General features: G+C 35.3%; 21 protein-coding genes. 6 read left to right on the top strand and 15 right to left on the bottom strand.

Going from position 1 to position 26,917, the window contains the following annotated elements; all coding sequences use genetic code 11:
- Positions 1 to 98: 98 nt before the first annotated feature.
- The 5 genes from J7I96_RS26380 to ald form a co-directional block, all read right to left on the bottom strand.
- Complete coding sequence (locus J7I96_RS26380) at positions 99 to 1,301, bottom strand: Ger(x)C family spore germination protein (RefSeq protein ID WP_214922399.1); 1,203 nt, start codon at positions 1,299 to 1,301, stop codon at positions 99 to 101.
- A gap of 425 nt (positions 1,302 to 1,726) precedes the next feature.
- On the bottom strand, positions 1,727 to 1,954 hold the full coding sequence (locus tag J7I96_RS26385; RefSeq protein ID WP_214922474.1) for a hypothetical protein: 228 nt from the start codon (positions 1,952 to 1,954) through the stop codon (positions 1,727 to 1,729).
- Positions 1,955 to 2,181: 227 nt separating this feature from the next.
- Entirely contained in the window at positions 2,182 to 3,777 is a 1,596-nt protein-coding gene (locus J7I96_RS26390; RefSeq protein ID WP_214922401.1) for a spore germination protein, read from the bottom strand.
- Positions 3,778 to 4,837: 1,060 nt separating this feature from the next.
- Positions 4,838 to 5,422 carry a TetR/AcrR family transcriptional regulator gene (locus tag J7I96_RS26395; RefSeq protein ID WP_214922404.1) on the bottom strand — a complete coding sequence of 195 codons (585 nt, stop codon included), beginning with the start codon at positions 5,420 to 5,422 and terminating at the stop codon, positions 4,838 to 4,840.
- A 423-nt stretch (positions 5,423 to 5,845) separates the two neighbouring features.
- On the bottom strand, positions 5,846 to 6,982 hold the full coding sequence (gene ald, locus J7I96_RS26400; protein WP_214922406.1) for an alanine dehydrogenase: 1,137 nt from the start codon (positions 6,980 to 6,982) through the stop codon (positions 5,846 to 5,848).
- 524 nt (positions 6,983 to 7,506) lie between these two features.
- On the opposite strand from ald, the gene J7I96_RS26405 reads away from it, so the two are divergent.
- Entirely contained in the window at positions 7,507 to 8,616 is a 1,110-nt protein-coding gene (locus J7I96_RS26405; protein ID WP_311315152.1) for a GerAB/ArcD/ProY family transporter, read from the top strand.
- Between the two features lie 521 nt (positions 8,617 to 9,137).
- On the opposite strand, the gene J7I96_RS26410 is transcribed toward J7I96_RS26405, so the two are convergent.
- From J7I96_RS26410 to J7I96_RS26435, 6 genes are all read right to left on the bottom strand, one after another.
- Positions 9,138 to 9,878 (bottom strand): SDR family NAD(P)-dependent oxidoreductase, encoded by a 741-nt coding sequence (locus J7I96_RS26410; protein WP_214922408.1) that lies wholly within the window; start codon positions 9,876 to 9,878, stop codon positions 9,138 to 9,140.
- A 765-nt stretch (positions 9,879 to 10,643) separates the two neighbouring features.
- The gene (locus J7I96_RS26415) at positions 10,644 to 10,892 is read right to left on the bottom strand and encodes a biotin/lipoyl attachment domain-containing protein (RefSeq protein WP_214922478.1); all 249 of its coding nucleotides are present in this window, start codon (positions 10,890 to 10,892) and stop codon (positions 10,644 to 10,646) included.
- Between the two features lie 24 nt (positions 10,893 to 10,916).
- Positions 10,917 to 11,207, bottom strand: coding sequence for an SAV0927 family protein (locus J7I96_RS26420; RefSeq protein ID WP_214922410.1), 291 nt, complete (start codon positions 11,205 to 11,207; stop codon positions 10,917 to 10,919).
- 384 nt (positions 11,208 to 11,591) lie between these two features.
- Positions 11,592 to 11,744 (bottom strand): hypothetical protein, encoded by a 153-nt coding sequence (locus J7I96_RS26425; protein ID WP_214922412.1) that lies wholly within the window; start codon positions 11,742 to 11,744, stop codon positions 11,592 to 11,594.
- Positions 11,745 to 12,111: 367 nt separating this feature from the next.
- Complete coding sequence (gene aguA / locus J7I96_RS26430; protein ID WP_311315155.1) at positions 12,112 to 13,206, bottom strand: agmatine deiminase; 1,095 nt, start codon at positions 13,204 to 13,206, stop codon at positions 12,112 to 12,114.
- Positions 13,207 to 13,437: 231 nt separating this feature from the next.
- Complete coding sequence (locus J7I96_RS26435; protein ID WP_214922416.1) at positions 13,438 to 14,826, bottom strand: sigma-54 interaction domain-containing protein; 1,389 nt, start codon at positions 14,824 to 14,826, stop codon at positions 13,438 to 13,440.
- Positions 14,827 to 15,031: 205 nt separating this feature from the next.
- On the opposite strand from J7I96_RS26435, the gene J7I96_RS26440 reads away from it, so the two are divergent.
- The 5 genes from J7I96_RS26440 to J7I96_RS26460 all read left to right on the top strand — a co-directional run bounded on the left by J7I96_RS26440 (position 15,032) and on the right by J7I96_RS26460 (position 21,728).
- Positions 15,032 to 16,267, top strand: coding sequence for a M20 family metallo-hydrolase (locus tag J7I96_RS26440; protein WP_214922419.1), 1,236 nt, complete (start codon positions 15,032 to 15,034; stop codon positions 16,265 to 16,267).
- Positions 16,268 to 16,309: 42 nt separating this feature from the next.
- Positions 16,310 to 17,704 (top strand): aminotransferase family protein, encoded by a 1,395-nt coding sequence (locus J7I96_RS26445; protein WP_214922421.1) that lies wholly within the window; start codon positions 16,310 to 16,312, stop codon positions 17,702 to 17,704.
- A 62-nt stretch (positions 17,705 to 17,766) separates the two neighbouring features.
- The gene (locus tag J7I96_RS26450) at positions 17,767 to 19,251 is read left to right on the top strand and encodes an aldehyde dehydrogenase family protein (protein WP_214922423.1); all 1,485 of its coding nucleotides are present in this window, start codon (positions 17,767 to 17,769) and stop codon (positions 19,249 to 19,251) included.
- Positions 19,252 to 19,754: 503 nt separating this feature from the next.
- On the top strand, positions 19,755 to 21,092 hold the full coding sequence (locus tag J7I96_RS26455; protein ID WP_214922425.1) for an APC family permease: 1,338 nt from the start codon (positions 19,755 to 19,757) through the stop codon (positions 21,090 to 21,092).
- Between the two features lie 180 nt (positions 21,093 to 21,272).
- A complete protein-coding gene (locus J7I96_RS26460) occupies positions 21,273 to 21,728 on the top strand; it encodes an SMI1/KNR4 family protein (RefSeq protein ID WP_214922427.1) in 456 nt (151 codons plus the stop codon).
- 259 nt (positions 21,729 to 21,987) lie between these two features.
- Here J7I96_RS26460 and J7I96_RS26465 read toward each other — a convergent pair whose 3' ends face one another.
- The 4 genes from J7I96_RS26465 to J7I96_RS26480 form a co-directional block, all read right to left on the bottom strand.
- Positions 21,988 to 22,329 (bottom strand): YxeA family protein, encoded by a 342-nt coding sequence (locus J7I96_RS26465; RefSeq protein WP_214922429.1) that lies wholly within the window; start codon positions 22,327 to 22,329, stop codon positions 21,988 to 21,990.
- Positions 22,330 to 22,553: 224 nt separating this feature from the next.
- Positions 22,554 to 24,407, bottom strand: a complete 1,854-nt coding sequence (locus J7I96_RS26470; RefSeq protein ID WP_214922431.1) for an FtsX-like permease family protein — start codon at positions 24,405 to 24,407, stop codon at positions 22,554 to 22,556.
- On the bottom strand, positions 24,397 to 25,158 hold the full coding sequence (locus J7I96_RS26475; RefSeq protein ID WP_214922433.1) for an ABC transporter ATP-binding protein: 762 nt from the start codon (positions 25,156 to 25,158) through the stop codon (positions 24,397 to 24,399). Before J7I96_RS26475 ends, J7I96_RS26470 begins: the two co-directional genes overlap by 11 nt.
- A gap of 118 nt (positions 25,159 to 25,276) precedes the next feature.
- Complete coding sequence (locus J7I96_RS26480) at positions 25,277 to 26,272, bottom strand: sensor histidine kinase (protein ID WP_214922435.1); 996 nt, start codon at positions 26,270 to 26,272, stop codon at positions 25,277 to 25,279.
- Between the last annotated feature and the right edge of the window lie 645 nt (positions 26,273 to 26,917).

The raw sequence follows: 26,917 nt of genomic DNA on the forward strand, positions 1-26,917 counted from the left end.
TATTAAACAAACCACAGTTTGTTCCTGTCTACCGGCAAGGTACCCTTCCAATAATGGAAACAACAAATATAACTCCATTCTTGTATAAACCAAGACAATTACTTTAACTTTTCCAGGAATGAATTACCAACTGTACCTACCCGACGAATTTGTAGGTCATACTTAACATCCACTGACAAGTCCTGAAATTCGTTATCCCAATCTTTTTTTAACTGTTCCCAAGCTTTCGGTTCAGCTCGATAGATGGCTTCACCAAATCCAAAAATGTCCACTTTTTTCTGTTCTTGAACACTTTGTATAGCATTACCCATTTGTTGTATTACTTTCTTTTCATAAGCCTTCTCTAATTGTTCAATGGATTTCGGTTTCGTTAAATCAAGATGACATTCTACTTCCCCAACATTTCCTTCTGCACGAATATTTACATCAACTTTCGGTTTTCCACTCTCGACTTTTCCTTTCACATCAGCTTTTGCACGAATTACCTGTATCGCCGCTGTTCCCCCATTTGGACAAGAAACGTTTACAATCGAACTTTTTACATTGTTTGTAATTTTGTTATAGGCCCGGCTTTCGGTTTCATTTAACCAACCGACTAATTTATCCTTTTTAAATACAGCTAAGTTACCATACTTTACCCGAGCAGGGGTATCAATTATTTCTACATTCTGTTTGCTCAAAGAATTTTTTTTACCACCTTTTATATCTGCTTGGATTCCTGTTAAAACCGGCTGTTTTCCTTCACTTACCATATCCTCAATCAATTTATCAAATGAAATAGCACTTGTCCCTGACCATGCTTTTTCTGAGACTTCAAGGGTATTAAACATATTATTGGCAGGTATTTTTTCTAAAGCTGTTGGTACTCTCAGAATATCTTCTGCGTTCATTCCCTTTGCTACGACGACATAAAAGTCTGATCGAAGTTCCCAGTCCCTTGAAAGAACATCTAACGGTTTTCCAATTCCTTTTTTTGCTAATGATTCACCAATCACGAGTATGCGGAGATGTGAAGGATAAATTTTCCTTGGGGATTCCTTTGTCATTTTTCGGACTGCTTCAAATACGGTTTTCCCTGTCGCCTGATAGATAACGACCGGTGAATGGCTGCCACCGCCCTTTGCAGCTACTTCACCTGGATTTACTACTTGGGCGGTTACAAGATATTGACCATCCCTTGTAATATCTAGCCCCATGGCCAGCGTAATCGCAAGTTCATTTAATTCACGACGATTCCAGCAACCCGTGGTGAATAATAGAAATGTAATCAGCATGATAAGAATAGGAAAACTCCTTTTCATAGGTTTAACTCCTTTCGTACGATTTTTTCTATTATTTGGTTAATCACCTTTTAAAGTAACAAATTCATTTAATGATCCATCTTCGCTCTTGCCCAAAATTAGAACCACCGGATGTTGATTTTTTCTCCTAGGGGTGATCATCATTAGCTTATCTTTTGTTAATTTTCCAAATATAGTCCTTTCCAAGCATCTATTAAGACGATATTGATTCCTTATCCAAACTTGTAGGTTTTTTCTCTCTTATATTAAGTATTAAGGCTAGCGATTGTTCGAAACGTAAATCCTGATCGGAATCAAGGTTTTAAAATTCTTTGTCCCGAAGGAGGAAAAACGGAATCGAACATCTATATACGATGATTTATAACGTAAATGATTACATCCCCATTTATGCCGTTCTAAGCTTTTTTTCCTATTTCATATTCACTTTAAAATTTCTCAATTATGTCGGAAAGCGGTTTAAAAATTACAGTAATCCAATCTAGTGGATTGGGAATCTTGATATTAAGGGCTTGAGCAATGCTTAACGCGGTTCCGAATAATAGCAGAATGGAAAATACCCATAGTTCTTTTTTTAATTTTCCCCTTAACAGATAAGGAACATCAATCGCGATGATCACAGCGACGATGACAAGGATTCCTGCAACAGCTACCACTCTCAACAACTCCTCCTTATAACAGAATGGGATACGGTACCGTCAAATTTTTGTATCTGTATACATACATCACAGAAAAGTCAAAATTGTTTATTCCAATCCATCTTATACCTTTTTGGTAGGTTAGAGTTTCTATGATAACTGACTTTATCCTATCTAAAAAATCTAAAAAATCTAAAAGAGTATTTTATGTATTTTTATGCCATTTTGATAACTTGGTTTCAATCTTACATTTTATTCCGCGGCGGTTTAGGTGCCGAATTTTGTTGGCGTTTATTGTTTTTCTGGCTGATTAAACGCGGCCGAGAAAACATCCTCCATATAGGTACCCGAATAAACGTATCCTTAATGTCTTCACGGATAAAAGGACCAAGAGGACTCATATAGGGAACCCCAAAGGACCTCAAGCTGCACATGTGAAGAACAAGTGCAATGACCCCAACGATTAACCCGAATATGCCAAAAGAAGCGGCAAGCCCCATCATTAGGAAACGGAGCATTCGAATCGACATGGACAGGGTAAACGCAGGAAGCACAAAGCTTGAAATAGCCGTGATTGCAACAACGATTACCATTGCAGCCGATACAATTCCAGCCTCTACTGCCGCTGTTCCAATCACCAGCGTTCCTACAATAGATATAGCTTGTCCTATAGCTTTTGGCATTCGTAAACCAGCTTCCCGTAAGATTTCAAACGCCCCTTCCATCATGACAGCTTCAATGAATGCAGGAAAGGGAACCCCTTCTCGTTGAGCGGCTAGACCTATCAGCAGTGGAGTTGGTAACATTTCCTGATGATACGTGGTGATAGCGATATATAGGGATGGTCCTAGTAGAGCAATAAAAATAGAAAAAAAACGAAGCATACGAATAAGGGTGCTAATATCGGCACGCTGATAATAATCCTCCGCAGACTGAATAAAGGAGATGAACAGTGCAGGGACGACTAGAACAATCGGCGTTCCATCCACTAGTATGACAACTTTCCCTTCCAAAAGTGCAGCTGCAATTACATCAGGGCGTTCCGAATAATATATCGTCGGAAAGGGACTATACGTTTCATCTTGAATCAATTCCTCAATATAACCACTTTCTAAAATTCCATCAATATCGATTCGATTTAGACGCTTGTGCACTTCTTTGACTACTTTATCATTCACAATTCCATCAATATACATGATCGCTACATCGGTTTGGGTCAATTCTCCAATTTTTTTTGATTCCAACCAAAGTCGAGGGGTTTTTATTTTTCGACGAATTAACGCCGTATTGGTACGCAAATTCTCCGTAAAACCTTCTTTTGGTCCCCGAATGACGCTTTCCGTGGTGGATTCCATTACACCACGATCTTTTCCACCACGCATACCGATTGTAAACCCTTGTGTATATCCATCTAATAAAAGAATTACATCACCAGATAACAGGGAAGTAAATAAAGAACTGAATTCCGTAACATCCCGTATGTCTCCAACCGCAAGGATGCGATCTTTCAATAATTGTAAAACGTTCTGTTGGGAAGCTATCATTTGCTCTTGATCGGGAGAAATATCTAACATGATTGATTCCATAATAAAGTCCTGAATGGAAGTTGTATCCACCAACCCATCCGTATAAAAAATACATGCTTTAACGATTTTCTCTTTGCCTATTTTAATTTCTCTACTCACTATGTCGCCGCTATTTCCAAGCTGTTGCTTTATATGTTGAATATTTTCTTGAAGGCTTGTTTTTAACAAACCCTTGTTTGTTTCATTATTTTGATCTTCTTGTTCGATTGAGGAAAGGTGAAAGCTGCTTTTTCTTTGTTTTTTAAAAAAACTCATTACTTTTTCCCCCTCTCAGTATTTTTCTGTTTCTAAAGATAGACTAATTAGATCAGATTAAAATTTATTGAGAAAAAAATTTTAAAAAAACAATCTTTACTTTGTCACACTTCCTTTTCTATAAAGCCCTAATTACAGTTTTTTAATCCTTTTTCAAAATTGTATACACTTTACATCATTCGTAATTGTTAATATGATTTTTTTATCCAACTTATATTTCTTCCAATAGATATATTGCACGGTTTTTTTTAGTTATTCTATATTAAAAAACGGGATATATGTAGTCGATAGGAATATGAAAATATTGGTGTTATTTCAAATATCCCTTACAAGTATCTCATCATTTATCATGGTCCATTGCTTGATTTTGGGGTAGTTCCTATTAATTGACTTGGTGACTGAGAATTCTCCCGCTTCCATTATTATTAATGCCACATAAAATTCCTTCTATGAACCCTTTATAAGCTAATTCATTAATAAATAACCTTGTCTTCAGCATAACGATTTACAGACAGTTAAAAATCATCGTTATTCACTAAAGATACTTGTCTCACTATTATCAACCTATTCCTCAATATTTAATACTCAAGTAAATAAACCAAGAATCTATAAAAGGTGTCTAGAGCTTCCTCTAAAAAATAGAAAAGCTCGTCCACACATAAAGAAGATCGCAGCTTCACATCTTCTAGTCTCCTGGATAACCAATGCTACACTTCCTATTATGATAAAAACCAATAGAAATGCTGGAAGCAAGTACCTTACTGTCACAAGTGTATTAAGCAAAAGATATACTTGGTTTAAACGGTCAAATAAACACCGTAGATTCGTCTAAAGCAAAAACTTTCGAGAAAGTTTTAAGTAAATCAATTTCAAAGAAAAGGAACCCCTCAAATGGGGATCATTATTCATTCTCGAAAAAATTAAAACAGTCCCAATTGGTTTTACCTATTGGGACTGTCACATATTGAATTAATAGGGCTTTTTAGTTAATTTGTATGTCCAAGCTTTTGCACAAAACTAACTTAAGCGAGACGTCTGTTTCAATTATATCTGTAGATGATTATGAATTGTTAATTATTCCGGTCAAGAAGTTTTTCCAGACATTTTGTACCTGAAGTGCTACTCCATCTTTCGCATAATAAGATAAGTGCATAAACAACCCATCAAGTAAGCAATAATAAGCGACTACTAAATCCTCAACTTTTGCTCGACGAATAACCCCAGTTTCGATTCCTTCTGTAAAAAGCGTCCGAAGGATACAAGAAAGGGGTTCTTCTGAAAGAAAAAATTTTTCTTTTATAATGACTTTCAAATGTTCAGGAGGAAACATTATCGATCTTTTTATGAAATTAGATTTTTCTTCATGATACATGAAATATTCAAATATCGTGTTCAAAATATGGTAAAGCCTATCTTCAATAGACAAATGCGAGGTTTTTTTCATAGTACCTTCAATTTGCCGGACAGTCTCCCAAACCACTTCTTCAAAGACACATAGAAACAACTCATCTTTTCCTGTGAAATGATTATAAATCGAAGGTTTTTTTATACCCACCTCTTTTGCAATGTCCGATAAGGATGTTCCTTCGTAGCCATGTTTGCCAAAATAAGATACAGCAATGGCTTTAATTTCATCCTTTGTCATGTTACTCTTTCCCAATTCAACCACTCCAATTTTAACCTTACTATATTGTATAGTTTGATGCTCATCTTTTTATGTCCAAAAAGCAGGAATTTTAAATAGATTTTAATCCACAACAATAAGATCCGCAGCTTTCCGCTTCCAGTGTACATTTTTATGTTCTCTGACGTTCTGTAAGCACTATTTTTCGTATACGCTTTCTATACTTCTGCCAGCGTGATGCATTTCATTTTAACTGCTCTGTAAATTTGCTTCAACCTTTATTCATTTACCCACCCTCCTATTGTTGAACGGTGTTCTAAACAACCAGTTAAATTGCCGTTGAAATAATGTTCTATTTTGCATAAAAACAGATATTTGAGATGACCATCGTTCAAAATAAAAAGAAGACTTCAGAACAATAGTTGTTCGAAGTCTCCTTTTTTATTAGGCGTTAATAATATTTTTTGGGTTTAATGCGTTTTCAACGCATACGTAGTTGTAGCCCAGGTCTGCTGCAACTGCTTCAAACGTGATTTCACCGTTCGCCACATTGACACCTTTTTCAAGTGCATCATTTTCAAGGATGGCTTTGATGGCGCCTTTGTTTGCGATTTGCAGGGCAAATGGCACAGTTACGTTAGTTAAAGCAACCGTAGAAGTTTGAGGTACTGCTCCTGGCATATTCGCCACTGCATAATGCACTACTCCATGTTTAACATAAGTAGGGTTATCATGTGTTGTTATGTGGTCAACCGTTTCAAAGATACCGCCTTGGTCAATTGCAACATCGACAATGACTGAACCTGGAGACATCGATTTAACCATTTCTTCTGTAACGAGCTTAGGAGCTTTAGCACCTGGAATTAATACTGCACCAATCACTAAATCAGCACCTTTGACTGCTTCAGCAATATTATACGGATTGGAGATGAGTGTAGTTATCTCATTTCCAAAAATATCATCTAACTGACGAAGACGATCTGGACTTAAGTCAAGTATAGTAACATCTGCACCTAATCCAATTGCGATTTTGGCAGCACTCGTTCCAACCATACCTCCACCAACGACAGCAACTTTACCACGTTTCACTCCAGGAACTCCGCTTAAGAGAATTCCTTTACCACTGTTACTTTTTTCAAGGAACTGAGCACCAATTTGTGCAGCCATGCGTCCAGCCACTTCACTCATTGGCGTTAATAAAGGAAGTGTACGGTTTACAGCAACCGTTTCATAAGCAATGGCCAAGACACCGCTTTCTTTTAATGCTTGAGCAAGAGCTGGCTCAGCTGCGAGATGCAGGTAAGTGAAAAGAATTAAATCTTTACGGAAATACTTATATTCAGTAGAAATAGGTTCTTTTACTTTCATAATCATTTCTGAGCTTGACCAAACGCTAGCAGCGTCCTGGACTATAACAGCACCAGCTTCTTGATATGATTCATTTGTAAAACTGCTCCCTAATCCTGCGTTCATTTCGATTAATACATCATGTCCCGCATTAACTAATGCTACTACCCCTGCTGGTGTAATGGCTACACGGTTTTCATTATTTTTAATCTCTTTTGGGATTCCTATTCTCATCTTAATTCCTCCAATAATATGTTTTACTATTTGTATCATAAGTATAATCGGAGAAAGGAACTGTTTATATGTAGAAATCAGAAAAATGAAAAAGTTGAATTTGTGGAATTCCACTAACGTAGTGGATTAAATATCATATTTGAGTTAATTAACGGATGAAAAAGTTACATTGGAAACTTAATTTTTTTTGCAACTTATTTCTTATTTAAGTCCATTTGCTCCAGCACACATCAATCGGTTCGGGAATTATCAAGTTTTAATACACCGTAACCCCCGACACTTCATTACCTATTGCAAGAGAAAAAAAATAAACATTCTATTTATGCAAATTTAAGTGGGGAGTATGGATGCTATTATAAATCTTACAGTAGAGGTGAAAATAATAGAAAAAACTCAAAGGCTGATTGATAGACTTTGATAAGTCAGAAGTTCTTTTTTCAGTAACACTTACCGTTCATTGAAGAAAGTGATTATATTGTTTAGGTAATGGAAAAGCTCATAATACCATATTTCTTTTAAAGGGGGTGAATATAATTCTTGAGAATGGTAAGATTTCATCCAGTCAATTTACAATTTTAGTCACTTTTTTCATTATCGGAGGCAGTATTTTGTATGGACCAACAAGTCTTGTTCATGGTGCAAGGCAAGATGCTTGGATTGCCAATATACTTGTCTTAGGAATGGGGCTATTGTTAGTGTTATTGTATAATGAACTAGGAAGTTGCTTTCCAAATATGACCATAACGGAATATAGTGAGAAAATATTAGGTAAGTGGCTTGGAAAAGTCGTTTCGCTTTTGTATTTCACTTATTTTTTTCTTAGTACTGCTAACTTTGTTCGACAAGCCGGTGATTTTACAACCACACAATTTATGCCCGATACACCAATAACATCAATTCATATTCTGTTTTTTTTGATTGTTATAATGGGAGTACGTATTGGAATTGAACCCTTTTCACGAGCATCAGAGGTTTTTTTCCCTTTGGTCGTGATGCTTGTTCTGATTTTTATTATTTCCCTGTCAAATCAAATTGAGTTTCAACATATACAGCCTGTACTTGGAGAAGGTATGAAACCTGTAATAAGAGTTGCTTTCCATTCCCTTGGCACTCCTTACTTACAACTAGTGTTATTGTTAATGTTATTTCCTTATGTCAACCAAACAAAAGAAGCAAAAAAATCTTTTCTGTTTGGAACTTTAATCGGTGGAATCGTTTTAATACTGGTTACATCTTTAAGTATTTTGGTTCTCGGGACGGAGACCACAGAGAGACATCAATTTGTAAGTTACGTTTTAGCGAGAAAAATAAACGTGGGTGACTTTTTCCAACGAATAGAAGCAGTTATGGCTATTATTTGGTTCATTACTATGTATTTCAAGATAACAATTTATTTTTATGCATCCATTTTAAGCCTTTCCCAAGTGTTTAAACTAAAGAACCATCGATTTCTAACTTACCCTCTGGGAATGATCACCATAGTTTTATCACTTGTGATTAATGAAAATATAGTTGAATCTAATAAACAAGCTGAATTTTGGACATCTTACTCTCTACCCTTTGGACTTTTTTTTCCCTTATTAATGTTGATAGTAAGTAAAATAAAAAAAATAAATGCCAAGGGCACAGGCTAACTTAGCTTTCATAAGTTAGAAATTAAAGGAAAATACACTATATATTTTTAACGGTGTTTTTGCACCAAAACCTAAAGTTTCATAATATTTTTTTAAATTGTAATTAATAGGTCATTCGTTATGTGTTATTTTGCAATTACCATAGAAAAGTAAAAAAATCACACCTTTCAAACACTCTTTGCACGACCAAATATTTTATGAATGAAATTTTTTTATTTTAGGTAGACTTACTTAGAGGGTGGTTAAGTTAAAATTGTAAAGTATTGTTTGGATTGTTCGTCTCTTCAATCATTGGAGTAACAATAATATCTGGATGAATAGAATTGACGCGGACACTTCTCTTTGATAATGAACGTAGTGCACCTTTAGCGGAAGTATAAGGGTTGTTCCTTCCATACCCCCGATTTAATAACGGATCCCCGCCAACTTTTTGCATTTAAGGAATGGTATATGATACTCCAAATACATAACCTGTTAAGTAAATGTCCATTACTTAACAATATTACAAGGTTAAATCCCGTCTACATAATAATGGTACCCGTCATATAATTGGAACCTTCTGAAGCCAAAAATAAAATCATTTTGGCTATTTCTTGTGGGTCTGCATATCGACTAATCCTTATATCGGGAAGTTCTTCAGGAATATGGGTCCCAGGCTGTTCAAAATATTTAATAATACTTTCTGTAATTCCAGTTACTACACTACCTTGACAAATAGCGTATATTCGAATTCCTTTCTTGGCGTATTCGAGTGCTGCTGATTTAGTTAGCCCTACAGCAGCATGTTTTGTGGCTGAGTAGACACTCATAATGTGTTTGCTACGTATTCCTGCAGTCGAAGTTGTATTAATGATGACCCCATTACCCTGACTTTCCATAACTTTTAATACATATTTCAATCCAAGAAAAACACCCTTAATATTAACACGAACAAGGCGATCAAATTCGTCTTCTTCAATATCCTGAAGTAAATCATATTTCTGAATGATACCCACGTTATTTAAAAATAAATCGATTTGTCCATACGTATCCTTTGCCACGCTTATATAGTTTTTAACATCTGCGTCTATAGAAACATTAGCCTTTACAAAGATTGACTCCCCGCCTTTTTCTCTTATCAAATTCAGCGTTTCTTCGCCTTTTTCCTTATTAATATCCACCAGCACAACCTTGTAACCGTTTTGTGATAGTATCATACTACAGTCACGCCCAAAGTCGCTGCCTGCCCCAGTAATTAAAGCAACTTTTTTTGTATGGTTCATTTTCTCGTCCTCCTAACAACTGTTTACCTTTTTCTTAAAACATGAGCCAATGAATGAAATATCATTATCGGTATAACCACCTGTTTCAATATTTCCAAAAAAAAGAAAATTTGATAGTCGCAGTAGCCTCACAAACTGTTTAGTCATGGGTCACTATATTTCAAGAAATAAGGGACATGCCGATCACAGGCATTGAAAACCTTCTCCTGTTTGTTACTATCACTTCCTTCTTCAGAAACTTGAACAACTAAAATCGTATTGATCCACAAATCTTACTACTCAAACTCCATTAACTATCGGTAGTTAGTGTGATTATAAAAAGACCCTTTAATAAAGTCAAACTATTCCTTATGTCTAATTAACTTCCATTCAATACCAAAAGTTATAGAAATGTTTGAAATCACAATCAATTTTGATGAATATACCTATTCCTTACTAATTTGTTTAAAGCATTACTCATTTTCTTCAACTTAGAGTGTTGTTGGTTAATATATTTTCGAGGGTGTATATTTGAGGCTTGAACAATCGATTAAAATGAGATTTAACAAATTAAAAAAGTCCTTTTTAATTAAATAATATATAAACCAAAACCTACTAATGAGTAGTCAAATCTTTTCTTTAGCAATTACAAAATTAAGTCAAACTCAATTATCTCTAAATATGTAAATGTAAATTTATATTGCTTTTATCCAAGAGAAAAAGAGTGAAGTATCTGAATAAGGTGAAAAAAGAAGATGATTTTGTTCATCTTCTTTTAGCTGTATATTAATCGCTACCGGTCACGAATAAATCTTCTTTAAAATAGGCCAGGACCATCCCTGCTACTACTTGTTCCCCCTCATGGACCTCCAATGATTCTACCTCACCGCTGACACCGATATGGATGACTTTCACACTTCCATCTGGCGCCTTAATACGAAATAATTGTTCCCATTCGTAGAATCTTGAATTTTTGGTTATTGAAACTTCTTCAACAATACCATCACAAGGGCTATGAATAACATCAAAGTACATATACATCGTTCAACATTCCTCCCATCAGTATTCTTCAACATGAAATTGAGATTGTAAAATTAACTTGAGAAAGTCTTTAAATTCGGGAATATCTTCTTGTTCAATGCCAAGCTTCGGGGCCCAGTACTGATCTAAATTAATATCATCGGCACACAGCAGGATCATTCTTCCGCTTTGAATTGATGTGACCATTGCTTTACCGCAAAACTGAGCCGAGTATGCGATGGTCACATCATATTTATAATTTTTTGACAATAAGCAATAATGATGAATAGCCTGGTTTTCTTTATTTTCGGAAAGAATATCAAACTCCAATGGATTGCCTCCTTTCATGTAAATCCCTAATTAGTTCAAAATCTCGCCCTCTCGGAGACGGTATGCTTCTGCATATATAAATCCTTATATAAACAGTAACTATCATCAAAAATATGACTCCAATTAGATAAGTAATTGAGGAAAATCAACTTAAATAAACGCTTATTAAACTTTTAATTTTTTCTAATTTTCTATTAATTATTGATAAAGATTACTAGTTTAAGCTCTCTGTCATTCAATTGTTTTTATTAACAAAATCAATCCTGTAGAGGAAGCCATAGATTTAGTAAGTGACTCTCGCTTTCGACTTCAGGCAGCCATCTATACGGAAAATATTCATACAAGTATGCATATACTTCTAAGAAGCTACATGTGGGTGGGGTATTAATTGCTATTTGGATTCACCTTACTTACAATAAAATCTCTTTTGTCAACTTGGTAGTAATTTGATAATTGATTCAACATTCTATCTAATTCTTTATCGTTATATAAACCTACTATTACTGTATTTAGAACAACTGTATTGTTTCTTTTCATTTTATTTCCCCCCTTTTATGAGTTATTTTCCCCATTATAAGGACATGGCGATGACCAAAGTGGCTTTATGTAAATCAAGAGCCTTTTCAATCGTCCATTTTCCTTCACTAGAAGAATTCATTATCCCCCTTGATTTCTTTTCAAAAGGAAGGACATCCTCCTGTTATTTACAACTTCAACTTATACACCTTCCCCTTTTATAAAAATTGAATTTAAATCTAAATAAATATACAAGCAAGATTCATACCATTTTTTTTAGCCTACACAAACGCACCTGTTTAACTATTGATCCAAAAATAGAAAAAGAATAGCTGAATTTATGGAAAAACTCAGCTCTTCTTAGTTCGATATTATTCAAATATTTATTTTAAGGTAAAGGTTGTTGTTGCGTTATACAGTGGATGTTTCCACCGCCAACAGAAATTTCACGAGTGTTAACGGTAACTATTTTACGATCCGGGAACATTTTTTTGAATGCATCAATAGCATGTTCATCTTGGGGGTCATTAAATGTCGGTAAAATAACTCCACCATTACATAGGTAACAATTAATATAAGTTGAAATAAAGGTTACGTTTGTTGAACGTTCAAAGCTATGGCATGAATAATCAACTTCAAGACTTTCTTTTTCACTTAAGGTAATTTGGTTTGGTAATTGTATTTTATTAATCTTCAACTTTCTTCCTTTAGCGTCAGTTGCTTCTTCTAAACGTTTATAAGCATCCTGAAGTACAGCATATTGTGGGTGACTTGGGTCATCTGTCCAGCTAATCGCTACCTCACCCGGCCGAACGAAAAACATAACTTCATCCACATGACCATCTGTTTCATCACCTACTAAGCCATCTTTTAACCAAATGACTTTATCAATATTTAAATATTGAATCAGTTTCTCCTCAACTTCTTCTCTTGTTAGATTGCCATTTCTATTAGGATTTAAAACACATTGCTCTGTTGTTATCAATGTCCCTTCACCATCCACGGCAATTGCTCCGCCTTCAAGTATAAAATCCGTGGCATCATAACGATCTATTTGTTCGATTTCCATCACCTTTCGTTTAACATGGAGGTCTAAATCCCACGGGAAATATAGTCCTCCTTCTAATCCTCCCCAAGCATTAAATCCCCAATCTATCCCTCGAACTTCCCCCTTATCATTCTTTATAAAGGTTGGTCCAATATCACGCATCCAGGCATCATTAGATGATATCTCAACAATTCGAATATTGCTTGGTAAAAGAGAACGAGCATTTTCAAATTGTTCTGCCCTCACACACATGGTTACAGGCTCAAATTCCGAGATTGCTTTAGCAACCTCGACATATACTCTTTGAGCTGGTTTAGCTCCAGCTCTCCAAGTATCAGTTCTTAGAGGCCAAAGCATCCATGTTCCCTTATGTGTTTCATACTCACCAGGCATTCTAAAACCGTCTTGTTTAGGTGTGTTGCGCAAATCTTGTATCATTTTCCATCCCCCTATTTAAAACTCCACTTAAATACATGCAAATTTCGTACCACATTTATCATTTTTCTAAAAAAACCTATAATTTAGTGTAAAAAAAGACTTATTCCCCAGTTTTACAGATTCATGTTTATTAAAAGCCAAGCAACGTTCATACTATCTTTAATAAATTCGATTCGATATCGATTCAATTCTACTCTTTATAATTATTGACTTGACTATAGTAAGTATTCATAGATTGTATTTTTTTAACCTTCTCATGAAAGAAGACTGTGTTATTCCTAATGATTGAGCTGCCTTCCTTGTTGATTTATGTTCCTTTTTCGCTTCCATTATGGCTCTTTGCTCAACTTGCTCTAAATATGTTGGAAGACTTTGACCATTTAAACTAATATTAGAACTTTCTTTATGCTGAATTTCCTCTAATACTTTATTGGATAGTGCTGTTTTTTCGATAACATTTGACTTTGCAGTAACCACTAATCTCTCCATCATATTTTCCAGCTCGCGAATATTTCCAGGCCAACTGTAATTTTGTAGGGAATCAAGTAACTCATTGCTTAAGGTAGAGGTTTTTTTATACTTTGCTTTAAATAAGTCAAAGTAATTGAAAATCAATGGAAGAATATCTTCTTTCCTCTCTCTTAATGCTGGTATTTGTATAGCAACAACATTTAGCCGGTAATATAAATCTTCTCGAAATCGTTTTTCATGTACCATTTGTAAGAGGTCTTGATTTGTAGCAGTTATGATACGAATATCTACCTCTTTTAAATCCGTTGAACCAATGGGAATAAATGATTTGTTTTGCAATAATTGAAGAAGTTTTGGTTGAAGATTCAATGGGAGTTCTCCAATTTCATCTAAAAAAAGAGTTCCCCCCTTTGCCTTTTCTACCAACCCGATTTTCCCACCGCTATTAGCCCCTGTGAATGCTCCTTTTTTATAACCAAATAACTCTGACTCCAATAGCGCTTCTGGTATTGCACTACAATTAATCTGAACAAAAGGCTTATCAGATCGATATCCTTTTTTATGAATTTCCTCAGCAACCATACTTTTCCCTACACCAGTCTCCCCATGTAGCAGTACTGTTACATCTACCGAAGCAACACTACCTATTAATTCAAACATCTCTTTATGTTTCTTACTATTACCAATGACTAATTGCTTTTTTCCACCTTCATTATGATTAAGCTTCATTTGTTGAAGTTCATCCCAATATTTTTGAAGGAGTGCTTCAGCTTTTTCTAGTTTGAAAGAATCTTTGACTGTTTCTGTAATGTCTTTTACTTGTACCAGTATGTATTCGGTGTTATCTTCTTGTATTCTTACTAAATATCCCGTAGCTAGGTACTGCCGTCCTTTTGATGTTTGAACTTTTGTAACAGACTCTTTCCTTTCTAATACATCTATCGTTATAGATGGATTAAACAATCCAGCTTTCTCCAAATCAATTACACTTCTTCCTATTATTTTAGAGCGAGGTGCACCCATCTGTTTCGTACTGGTATCATTCACCCATAGAGCCACTCCTTTACTATCAGCTATAAAAATTCCGTCTTTCAAATGGTTAAAAATGTGATGAAAATGCTTATCCTCAAAAAACTTGGTACCCATAAAAACGACCTCCTTGAAAAATCAATCACTTCGAGTCGTTTTCGGTTCTTTTACGCTCCGTAATCGACTCAAATTTGATTATATATTATAAATTTTCAGATTAGTAGTGTGTTTTTTATTATGTTTTATGCCCTTTATCATGTTGGCATGATACTTGCATTAAATTTTAAGATAGCTTGCATATATGCTAGTGAGGAGGAAAAAAATGAAGTCATTACTGCCTGGAGTTAATAGGAGTCGTTTACTTGAAACACTCGAAATTAGCTCTTCCATTGGCGCTACTGAAAATGGTGGTCTAAATCGTCTTGCCTTATCGGAAGAAGATCAAACCATGCGAAACTTATTTGTAAAATGGTTACATGAAGAAAGTTTAGATGTCAGGGTCGACGACTTTGGAAATATCTACGGGAGAAGAAAGGGTAAACTAAATGATGGTCCAGTTATTGCTGTTGGTTCTCACTTAGATACCCAACCCTGTGGTGGACGTTTCGATGGGATTCTTGGGGTTTTGACTGCCTTAGAAGTCATTAGAGTACTTAATGAAAATAATATTGAAACTGATTACCCTATTGAAATTATTAACTTTACAAATGAAGAGGGTGCACGTTTTACACCACCGATGCTTGGATCTGGGGGTGTTGCAAAGGAATTTCGAAAAGACTTCATATACAACTCGAAGGACTGTGACGGTGTATCATTCCAAGAAGCATTAAAAGGTATTGATTACATGGGCGATGAAAATCATCGATTAAGAAACGTAAAAAATTTTATTGAACTTCACGTGGAGCAAGGACCTATTTTAGAAAATGAAAATAAGTCAATTGGAATTGTTGAAGGCATACAAGGTATGAGCTGGCTGAATGTTACTGTAACAGGTGAGACAAATCATGCTGGTCCTACACCAATGAAAAACCGAAAAGATGCCCTTGTTCCTGCATCCAAAATGATTTCAACGGTGAACGAGATATCCAAAGAAATTGAAGGCTTGAAAACAACTGTAGGCAAGCTAGCTGTCAAACCAAATATTACGAATGTAATACCCGGCCAAGTAGAATTTATGATTGATATCCGACACAAGGATGACGAAATTAGGTCCTACTCAATTGAATGGTTAAAAGAAAAGTTAGGAACTATTGCATTAATGTATAACGTGGATGTAACAATCACTACAGACTGGCACTCTGATGCTGTTGTATTTTCGCCAATTGTTACCGATGTAATACATGAAGCAGCTGACAAGTGGGGGTACTCATCTATAAGATTATTTAGTGGTCCCGGGCATGATGCTAAATATATAAACAAACTAGCTGATACTGGGATGATTTTTCTACCAAGTATTAATGGTATTAGCCATAATGAAGAAGAACTTACTTTAGATGATGACATAGAAAGAGGAGCAAATGTCCTTCTTTATGTCATCGAAAAACTAGCAAACAATTAAGTGTCTCGTTTTGTACAATAAATTCTTTTAGGAGTGATTAATATGAATCAAAGTAAACTTAGTCAAAAAAATAATAACGAATTACTAGCTGCGGAATTGTCAGCATTAGACCGTAAACATCTTCTTCACCCTTCTACCAACCCTAAAACTCAGGCCCAATTTGGTCCGAAGATTATTTTCACAGGAGGAGAAGGTATCCATCTCCATGACATGAAGGGCAAAACGTATATTGATGGTGTGTCTACATTATGGAATGTAAACCTAGGACATGGAAATAAAGAACTAGCTGATGCTTCTTATCAACAAATGAGAGATATTGCTTATTCTACAACATTTTATGGTTACGCCACTGACCCAACAGTCCGTTTAGCTGCAAAAATAGCATCTTTAACACCAGGAGATTTAAATACCGTTTTCTTTACCTCTGGCGGTTCAGAGTCAAATGACACAGTTTTCAAGTTATCAAGATTTTATTGGCAGTTACAAGGATATACAGAAAAAAGAAAGATTATTTCATTAAAAAGAGGGTACCACGGCGTAACCGTCTCTGCACAAAGAGCAACAGGAATAGATGTTTACCGGGAATTTTCTGGCTCAACTGATCCCGATATTGTAAACGCTAAAGCACACCTTACGGACTGTGAACTGGGGAATAAAAGTCATCCTGAATATGAAGGATGTATTAGAAGCATCATTGAAAAAGAGGGTAAAGATAAAATTGCCGCAGTAATTTTAGAGCCTATTCAAGGTGCTGGTGGAGTTCACCTTCCTCCTGAAGGATATCTGAAAGCCGTAAGAGATCTTTGTGATGAATTCGATATTCACTTAATTGCTGACGAAGTAATCTGTGGCTTTGGACGAACCGGAAAAATGTTTGGTGTCGATCACTGGGATATTGTTCCTGACTTCATGTCGATTGCAAAAGGTATAACAAGTGGGTACGCTCAACTTGGCGGCGTAGTAATGAGAGAAAAGATTAGAGATGCGATTACAGAGTATGATGGTATGTTAGCACATGGATTCACGTATAGCGGTCATCCAACTGCTTGTGCAGTCGGGTTGAAAAATATTGAAATTCTAGAACGGGATGGTCTTGTTGAAAATGCAAGCTTAATGGGACAAGAATTAGAAAGAGGGATTCGCTACTTAGAAGATAAGTATCATTTCTTTGCAAAAGGAAGAGTCAAGGGCCTACTAGCTGGGTTTGATTTAATGGCGGACCCTGATACAGATACTCCTTTTAATGACACTGTAAAGGCATCAGTTACCCTTGTAGATGAGTGTTATCAAAGAGGTTTACTAATTAGACCATTTGACTTTGAACCAGGTATGAATATTGTAGCTATTGCCCCTCCACTTATTATTAATAAGGATGAACTGGAACGGATCATTAGTATTGTAGATGACTCACTAACCGCCTTTTCAAAAAAAATTTAGGAGAATACCTAATAGAAACTCAGAATAGCAAGAGATACAAAAGTTGAATAGGAGGTATATTTGTGATTGATTATGCGTTGAAATTACACCCAAAAACATTAGAATTTTTAAAAGAAACAAAAAAAAAATTATATATTAATGGTGAATGGGAAGAATCCATAGAAGGCAACACGTTTAAAACCATAAATCCAGCAACAGGAGAAGTATTAGCCACCATTCATGAGGCTGGTGAAAAGGATGTCGATGCGGCGGTTGAAGCTGCCTCTAGTGCTTTTGAAGAGGGCATTTGGCCTGAAATGAGTTCCTATGATAGATCTCGACTAATGCATAAATTAGCCGATCTAATAGAGCGTGATATTGATGTTATCGCACAACTGGATACCTTAGACAATGGTAAATCTATTAACGAGTTGAAAAATGGCGATATACCTAATGCTATTGAAACTCTCAGATATTATGCTGGCTGGACTACTAAAATGACCGGCCAAACAATCCCCATTTCACACTCATATCTCAATTATACTGAGCATGAGCCAGTTGGTGTGGTCGGACAAATTATCCCTTGGAACTTCCCTTTCATGATGGCCTTATGGAAAATAGCTCCTGCCCTGGCAACAGGTTGTACAATTATATTGAAACCAGCAGAACAAACACCTTTATCTGCTTTATACTTGGCTACTCTTATAGAAGAAGCTGGATTTCCTAAAGGAGTAATCAATATTATTAATGGTTTTGGGAAAACAGCTGGTGACGCTCTTGTGAAACATCCAAAAGTGAACAAAATTGCTTTTACTGGGTCAACGCCTGTCGGTCGGGTAATCATGAAAGAGGCGGCAAACACCATGAAGCGAGTAACATTAGAGCTTGGAGGAAAATCGCCGAATATCATATTACCTGATGCCGATCTAGATAAAGCTATTCCAGGCGTGTTTTCTGGAATAATGGTTAACCAAGGACAAGTATGCTGCGCTGGTTCAAGAGTGTTTATTCCAGATCATCTATATAATGAAGTCGTTGAGAGATTAGTAGATTATGCTAAAGAGGTAAAATTAGGTAATGGATTAAACGAAACTACAGAAATGGGACCACTAGTTTCAGAGAGACAGCAAGAAACTGTAACTTCTTATATAAAAAAGGGCATTGAAGAAGGTGCCACCCTATTAGTTGGAGGAGAAAGGTCAGAAAAAGGCTACTTTGTTTCACCTGCAGTATTTGCAGATGTTGGAGATGAAATGACAATTGCTAAAGAAGAAATATTCGGACCTGTTGTAGTAGCAATGCCGTATAGCAGTATAGATGAGGTTGTCAAACGTGCCAATTCTAGTCAATATGGCTTGGCAGCAGGACTCTGGACTGAAAATCTAAAAAACGCTCACAAGATATCCAGAAAATTAAAAGCAGGAACTGTATGGGTGAATTGCTATAATATCACCAATTCAGCTGCTCCTTTTGGAGGATATAAAGAATCAGGATTCGGGCGCGAAATGGGATCCTATGCACTAGATAATTATACTGAAGTGAAAAGTGTTTGGGTGAACTTGGACTAAAGATGAAACTGGGGGGATCCGGAATTCCCTCCCCCCTTCTCTATATCAAGTTTAAACTGTAAAAGTTACTTATTGATTTCGTCAGTTTAATCAAGAGTACGAATTGAGGAGAAAGCATCCTTGAAGACAGTTCCCCCTACTAATAAAAGTGAACATTGAGGTGACTAGCTGGTTCCATTATGTGTGCGGTGAAGCAAACTGATTAGCATTAGACGCTTTTGAAGTCGCTCAGAAACAAACGGTAGAGGAGCTTCATGCCATCATTGGAACATTTAGAAGTTATTCATCCAGATGATATTCCAAGGTTGCAATCGTTTCCATTCAACCCGGACATTTCGAATCATCAGAAAGAGAGGACTTTGCCAGAACTGGTGGCGATAGAACAAGTTTTTTCTTTTCTATCCAAACTCTTTTAAATTATGATACGAAAGTAGAATTTACTATCTTTTATTATCAGGACATAACACAAACAGAACCAACGCAGACTTGAAAGGAATGGGTTTATGAATGATACGAATCAACTTCAACGAAGGCTAAAGTTAGTTCATTTGATAGCAATAGGAATAGCGTATATGTCGCCATTTGCTGTATTTGACACTTTTGGAATTGCCTCAGATGTATCTTCAGGGCATGTGCCTGCATCCTATATTGTGGTCTTTACCGCAATACTTTTTACCGCTTTAAGTTATGGAAAGTTAGTAAAAAAATATCCCACGTCGGGGTCTATTTACACCTTCACAAAAAATATTCTGAATCCTTATATAGGTATTATGGTTGGATGGGTCACTTTTATAGCTTACTTAGCTCTTCCAATGATTAATGCCTTATTAATAAAAATTTACCTTTCAGCAGTATTGCCTGAAGTCCCTGGTTGGATATGGATTATTGGTCTCATTGGTATTATTAGTATTTTAAATATCATTGGGGTCGAAATCGCTGCGTCTATCAATATATTGCTTGTACTTTTTCAATTTTTAGTTGTTGTTATTTTCATTTACTTTAATGTTCGCTCTATTATAAATGGACCTGAACATTTCATTTCCCTAACGAATCTATTTCCTGCCAATTTTGAATTTTCAGGGGTAATCGCAGGAGCAGCTCTGCTTTCCTTATCCTTTATAGGGTTTGATGCCATAACTACCCTTTCTGAAGAAACGATTAATCCTAAAAAAAATATTCCTAGGGCTATATTAATAGTTGCATCAATAGGTGGGATCTTTTTCTTCACTGTTACCTACTTTATGCAGTCTCTTTTCCCTGATGTATCTGTGTTTAATAATATCGAAGGCGCATCCCCTGAAATAGCTTTTACTATAGGAGGGAACTTATTCCTCTCGTTATTTACAGCAGGTGCCTTATTTTCAGTATTTGCTTCTGGTTTGGCAGCACAAGTAAGTGCTTCCCGATTGTTATATGCAATGGGAAGAGATGATGTACTACCTAAACGTTTCTTTGGATATTTACATCCCAAATTAAACTCACCAGTTCCAAATATTCTATTAATTGGGTTATTAGCTCTATCAGCTCTTTTCTTAGATTTACGTACAGCAACGTCTCTTATTAATGTTGGTGCCTTCACTTCCTTTTCTTTTGCGAATATATGTGTAATAACAAACTACTTTAGGTCTAAAGAGTCACGCACTTTAGGATTTACCCTAAGCAACTTGATAGGCCCTTTAATTGGTCTATTCTTTATTTTGTATCTATGGAGTAACCTTGATTTGTTTTCTATTAAAATTGGGCTTTTTTGGACCTTTCTTGGTATTTTGTATTTGGCATTATCCACAGGATTTTTCAAAAAAGAACCACCTCAAATTGACTTTAATGAACTTGAAATGTAAAACACTTAATTAAAGAAGAAATGCATGCAACAGATTAAATAACTATAGAAAAGCCGGGCAAAATACCCGGTCACTTTTTGTCAATTTAAGGAAACAAGGTTACTAGAAGGAACCCGGCTTTCTAAATAAAACAGATGGCTCATCTTAATGTTTTATAGAAATTTGAACTGGAGTGATAAAATGAATATTACTGGATATAAAAAAGCAACACAGGAAGCAATCAATAACTTTGAGCGATATGTTGATTTTGAATTCCCTCCCGATTATAAACAATTTCTCCTTGAAAATAATGAAGGTACTACCTCTGTGCAACAAGGTAAGTTTTATGTCGATGCGTTAGACACACTTGTTTCATTAAAAGTATTATACGGAATAGATGTTAAAGAAAAAGAGCTTAATTTGCTGAAATGGCATGAGGAGTATAAGAAAGACTTACATACGAATTGCATCATAATAGGTAGTAGTGATATGTGTGCAGGTAAAATCCTATTAATAAATAATGATGAGGAGAAAGGAATCTACTTCTGGGATCAAGGGTGGTATTCGGATCCATCAAGCCAAGACGAAAATATCTATAAGGTTGCAGAAAGTTTCAAATCCTTTATTGAAGGACTGAAGGTCTCGAATGAGATTTAATTTTATTTAATTCCCTTGATTGGCTATGACCTTTCAAGGTTTTTTTAAATTGAATTTACCCGAAATATAGTGTGATGTGCTATTCAAATATGAGAAGATGACAATAATGGACAATTAATTATACACTCACTTATTTATTGTCTGTCACTTCTACCATTTTCAAATAAATCGTCTACCATCGGTTATAGCTGTTTGCTTTCTTCAGAAAAGTGTGGAAAGGGGGTGAAATCCCCCTCTTCCATAGTCTATAGTCGAACAGCTATACAGATTCCGTTGCTTTCTTTTTAATATTTTGCGGTAACCCATTAACTTTAATTTCTTCGGCAATCCCAGTATGCCCATTATAACTTCTAGGAACACGTACAATCGTTCCTTTTTTAAAAGGCTTATCAACAAAAAATGTTACAACCTTTTCCTTTCCACTTTTATCAAATCCTTTTAAAATATAAACATATTCTCCGTTATCATCAGGAGTTTGTTCATTCTCACCAATTTTTACATAATAGTCTTTCTCAAACATAGCACTATCCTTACCGCAACTAACTAACATAAAAACTGCTAAACAACTAAAAACTGTTAATAAAAATTTAATAGTTTTCATTCGTAATCCTCCTTCTTGCCCGGTTGTACGGATTTAGTATAGTCAAACATATATCGTACTAACAACTCAAAGTCTTTCGCTTTGATTTCCTTTAAGTCTAGGGATTAGAAGGATTGAATATATTGTGAAATTTTTAATCTTCTCTTCCTCGTGCATTCTTTTATCTTGTATTTGAACTTTCTTTAGTACCTTTGACTAATCTTTCATAGTTGTCGTTTGACCAATCATGATTGTTTCACAAGTTTGTTTAAATAGCTTCTCTGAATGATGAAAAAGCTTATGACAAACAGTAGTAAAAATACCCCTACTCCAATAGCTGTCATCTGATAAAATGTCATTGATATAAAATTACGCAAGCTGAACATCGCAGTAAAAAGAATGAGGGTTGAAAATGTAAACGGGATAAAAATTAAAATGCCCAGCTCTCTCCTAACAACAGAAGCTAATTCTTTAACAGATAGACCAATTTTACGAATACCTGCATATTTTTCCTGTTCCCCTTCAAGTATTGATTGCAAGTAAAAATAAAGAATGCTCATCGTAGCACTCAAAAAAATCAAACTAAGCATAAATCCGATAAAGAACATGATACTCTTCACTGACTTTTCTGCATCATATAATTCAATTTTAGAAGCAATTAAATGAACATTAGGGTCTAAATGAACCTTAGATGAAATCGTTTTGGCAACATCAATTTTCTCTGTCCAATTTTCAAGCTCATATGCAAATACTTTATATACTGGATAATCGATTGTTTTATAAACTTCATCAGGGACAATATAATACACATTCTGCAAACCTGTCGTTAAAATATTTTGTTTCTCTAGTCCAGCAAAACGAAGGTTAGCAAACGGGTATTCGTGTATTGTTTCCGTATTCGGAAGTACACCTTCATTACCCGCTGCAACATAATACTCATTATCTTTTAGTGTTAGTTCCTTATGCATGCCGAGCGAATTATAACTCGAAACGGACATGAAGGCGATTCGTTGATCCTCATCCGTCCTAAATTCCGAATTGTATGCCCTATATACACCTGCTTTAGCAAGGGTCGTTTCTATAAACGTGATATCTTTTTGTTCATCTTCCAGTTTATTTTCAGGGAGTGAAATGTATTGATAGCTATAAGGATATACTTCTTCTGTATTTTTTTTTACGTTATAATAAGAACTATAGAGCACACTTGTACATACAAACACCCCAAGCAGTAATACCGTTAATAAATAAATGATATGCGCATGTGAGCGTCCTTTCGCCTTCAAGTTGGAGACAAAAAGCATCTTTGTTTTTTGGTAATAAGATGGTCGTTTTTGTAATAGAAGAATCGCCACCAACATTCCTTGAGTTACAATAAAGTAAATGGAAAGTAGCAAGCTGATAAACAGCGCGATAAAATAAAGTAATCCAATTGATTCAACCCAATTCATATTCCATTTTAGGGCTAGTAATAGGGAGCCACTCACAGATAGCGATAAAATCAATTTCCTCGGAGCAGGTATAATTAATTTATCCTGGGTTACATCTGCTTTTAACAGCTGGACAGCTTCTTCTTTGTTAATAAAGCGTGTCATAAATTTTGAAACGACAAAGAATAAAATTACAAAAAGAAATACCGTTAATCCAATAGCTTGTACTGGAACGTACATTCCAAAGCTTTCCGCCTGTAACACTTTTTTGGCACCCATTAAAAATAAGGGTGCGATTAAAAGCCCCAACGCCATCGCTGTTACAATAGCTGCACTGGCAATAAGCATATTTTCCCTAAAAACCATCTTTCGTACTTGCTTCATGGATGCCCCAGTGATCAAAAAAATACCCAGGCTTTTTGTCTTCTTCTTTAAAAACGCGAATAGCGAATAGATGATAAAAACAAATGAAAAAATGTACACAATAAAGCTAGCGAGAATCATTGTAATACCAAGTGTGCTATCAGTATCCATTTCCTTTAGCAATGGGTGAAATGCTGTAATGGAAAATAAAAAAAAGACTAAAATGGAAAAGACACTACTTAAAAAGTAGGAAATATACGTCCATTTATCACGTAAAACATTTTGAATGACTATATGATTAAAACTCATGCTGTCCACCACCTAAAAACGTAATTGTGTCCATAATTTCTTGGTAAAATTGCTGTTTATTTTCACCTCTGTGTATCTCATTATAAAGAATACCGTCTTTTATAAAGATGACACGCTGTGCAAAACTAGCAACATAGGCATCATGGGTCACCATTAAAATACCCGTATTAAATGTTTTGTTAATTGATTCAAACAATGTCATAACACCATTGACGGATTTAGAATCCAAATTTCCGGTTGGCTCATCTGCTAATAGTAAACCGGGACCATGGATAACTGCTCTTGCGATTGCGACACGTTGCTTCTGCCCACCGGAAATTTCAAATGTACGCTTCTTTAATATCTCCCCAATCCCTAAAAAATTTACAATTTCCGCCAAACGTGCATTCATTTCTTCTTCATTTACAGAATCAAGCGTCAATGGTAATAAAATATTTTCTTCTACTGTTAATGTATGAACAAGGTTATAATCTTGAAAGACAAAACCCAATTCCTTACGACGGAACTTTGCTAGTTCATCGTCATTTAGTTCATATGGATTTTTAGAATTGATTGTAATAGAGCCATTGGTAGGACAATCGATTGTGGAAATGCAATTAAGGAAGGTTGTTTTCCCACTACCTGATGGACCCATAACGGCAATAAATTCATTTTCTTTTAAATGAAAATCAATGCCCTTCAATACTTTATAAGTGATTTCTCCTGTGTATTCCTTTTGAAGTTTCTTGACATTTAAAATTACCTTTGCCATTAGTTCTTCACTCCTTTGTATTCTTTCGTTACAATTAGTATAGACACAATGCCCTATTCTCGAACATCTCTCAACATGACAGCAATATGACAAAATTGCCACATTCAAAACGGCTGCCTTATTTGGCAGCCGTTTCTATACTTCTAGAAAAATCAATTGTAAATGTTGTTTCATGATTAGCAGAATATAACATGCTGGGATGATTTAATGTAGTAAGAATTTTCTTGACTAAGTAAAGCCCGATACCGGTTGCTTCAATTTTCGTGCGGCCTTTCGCCCCTGTATAAAACAATTCAAAGACGCGGTATATTTCACTTTCAGGAATCGTTTCTCCTCTATTTTTAATGAGTAACTTTCCATTTTCATATTCAATCATCACGCTGGAATCTTTCTCGCCATATTTGACAGCATTACTTAATAACTGATAAATAACCACCTTTAACCATTTACGATCTGAATAGATCGATATATTATCCATCACATTGCTTTTAGGGTATATTTCATTTTCAATAAAATAGTCCTTTAACTCATTAATCACTTCCTGTACTATGCCCTTTAACGAAAATAATTCTATTTTTAGATCTGCTAGTATTTTTGTAGAACGACTATAGGTTAATAATTGATTTAATGAAAAGTTCAACTTATTGCATTCCATTTGTACCTTTTGCCATTCAAGGAATAATCTTGGTTCTTTCAACTGATTAGATTGGATGAGCAATTGAATAACCGAAAGCGGTGTCTTCATTTGGTGAACCGCATGAGAAATCAGTAATTGCTGTTCCTGTAAAAAATCCTTATATTCGTCATCCTTTGAAAAGAAAAAAGACTGAATCGTTCGCATTTGGGTAGCATAAGCTTTTTCAATGGGAGCACCGGGCTGGTGGATCAGAAAATCGCCTGTATCCAAGCCCTTTCCACTCATATGTGCGTACATCTTTTTGCGGCGTATATAACGAAAGAAAAGAAGAGTGGTTAGTAAGGTAGTAGCTAAAAAAATAAAGTAAGAATAATGATTTTCAATGCCATCTAGTTGATGAATAAGAATGGGTAAGCTAATAAATGTTATGATATAAAGAATAATAAAGCTTAGATGATCCTTTAAAAACAGCTTCATAAGCTCTTCTCCATTAACTGATAGCCAATTCCAATTGTTAGATGTGTCTAACAATTGGGGTGCAGTTCATTTATTACTTAATCTATTGACTATACTAATAGATGTTTTAATGAAGCGGCTTCTATTAGAAGTTATAAGCTTATTCCTAATTCGGTCTTTCATAGCTTGTAGGGTGATACCCCAGCTACCGTCTCTTTTCTCGTTTTATCCACAATAAATTAGAACATCGTTCCTAGATAAATTCGATAAGATCTGTTTGGATACTTTTTCTCAAATTGGCCCATAGCTTTTTAAAGATTTTAAATTCCTTCTGTATTACGGCTAATACCTTCGGAGTTAAGGAATCTTTCACTAAATCGATAGAGGGTTGAATTAATTGATTTGAAAAATTATAGGCATACACCAGTCATTATCATAAAATCGTCAGAGAAGACTGTTTTTGAATTAGCTCATATAAAAGTCTAGATACAGCAGGTATTGGAGTTAGTAGGTCTTATGGACAGCCTTACAATATATTTTGAGTGAGTGCATTGTCTTGGAACGTAAGAATACTGGAGAATAAATATAATAATGAATTCAAGAAGACACTATTGTAGATTCGATTTTTAACACTCGGACAATTTGTAATAGATTTAAGTAGCAAAT

The sequence above is a fragment of the Bacillus sp. ISL-78 genome (assembly GCF_018613455.1).
GTDB lineage: Bacteria > Bacillota > Bacilli > Bacillales > DSM-1321 > Peribacillus > Peribacillus frigoritolerans.

Bases quoted from the DNA above. Each gene is read 5' to 3' on its own strand.
- J7I96_RS26460 (WP_214922427.1), top strand. From the start codon at position 21,273: ATGAATATTACTGGATATAAAAAAGCAACACAGGAAGCAATCAATAAC.
- J7I96_RS26435 (WP_214922416.1), bottom strand. From the start codon at position 14,826: ATGGGTACCAAGTTTTTTGAGGATAAGCATTTTCATCACATTTTTAAC.
- J7I96_RS26395 (WP_214922404.1), bottom strand. From the start codon at position 5,422: ATGACAAAGGATGAAATTAAAGCCATTGCTGTATCTTATTTTGGCAAA.
- J7I96_RS26410 (WP_214922408.1), bottom strand. From the start codon at position 9,878: ATGAACCATACAAAAAAAGTTGCTTTAATTACTGGGGCAGGCAGCGAC.
- J7I96_RS26415 (WP_214922478.1), bottom strand. From the start codon at position 10,892: ATGTACTTTGATGTTATTCATAGCCCTTGTGATGGTATTGTTGAAGAA.
- J7I96_RS26480 (WP_214922435.1), bottom strand. From the start codon at position 26,272: ATGAAGCTGTTTTTAAAGGATCATCTAAGCTTTATTATTCTTTATATC.
- J7I96_RS26425 (WP_214922412.1), bottom strand. From the start codon at position 11,744: ATGAAAAGAAACAATACAGTTGTTCTAAATACAGTAATAGTAGGTTTA.
- J7I96_RS26390 (WP_214922401.1), bottom strand. From the start codon at position 3,777: ATGAGTTTTTTTAAAAAACAAAGAAAAAGCAGCTTTCACCTTTCCTCA.
- J7I96_RS26380 (WP_214922399.1), bottom strand. From the start codon at position 1,301: ATGAAAAGGAGTTTTCCTATTCTTATCATGCTGATTACATTTCTATTA.
- J7I96_RS26445 (WP_214922421.1), top strand. From the start codon at position 16,310: ATGAATCAAAGTAAACTTAGTCAAAAAAATAATAACGAATTACTAGCT.
- J7I96_RS26475 (WP_214922433.1), bottom strand. From the start codon at position 25,158: ATGGCAAAGGTAATTTTAAATGTCAAGAAACTTCAAAAGGAATACACA.
- J7I96_RS26455 (WP_214922425.1), top strand. From the start codon at position 19,755: ATGAATGATACGAATCAACTTCAACGAAGGCTAAAGTTAGTTCATTTG.
- J7I96_RS26465 (WP_214922429.1), bottom strand. From the start codon at position 22,329: ATGAAAACTATTAAATTTTTATTAACAGTTTTTAGTTGTTTAGCAGTT.
- ald (WP_214922406.1), bottom strand. From the start codon at position 6,982: ATGAGAATAGGAATCCCAAAAGAGATTAAAAATAATGAAAACCGTGTA.
- J7I96_RS26440 (WP_214922419.1), top strand. From the start codon at position 15,032: ATGAAGTCATTACTGCCTGGAGTTAATAGGAGTCGTTTACTTGAAACA.
- J7I96_RS26470 (WP_214922431.1), bottom strand. From the start codon at position 24,407: ATGAGTTTTAATCATATAGTCATTCAAAATGTTTTACGTGATAAATGG.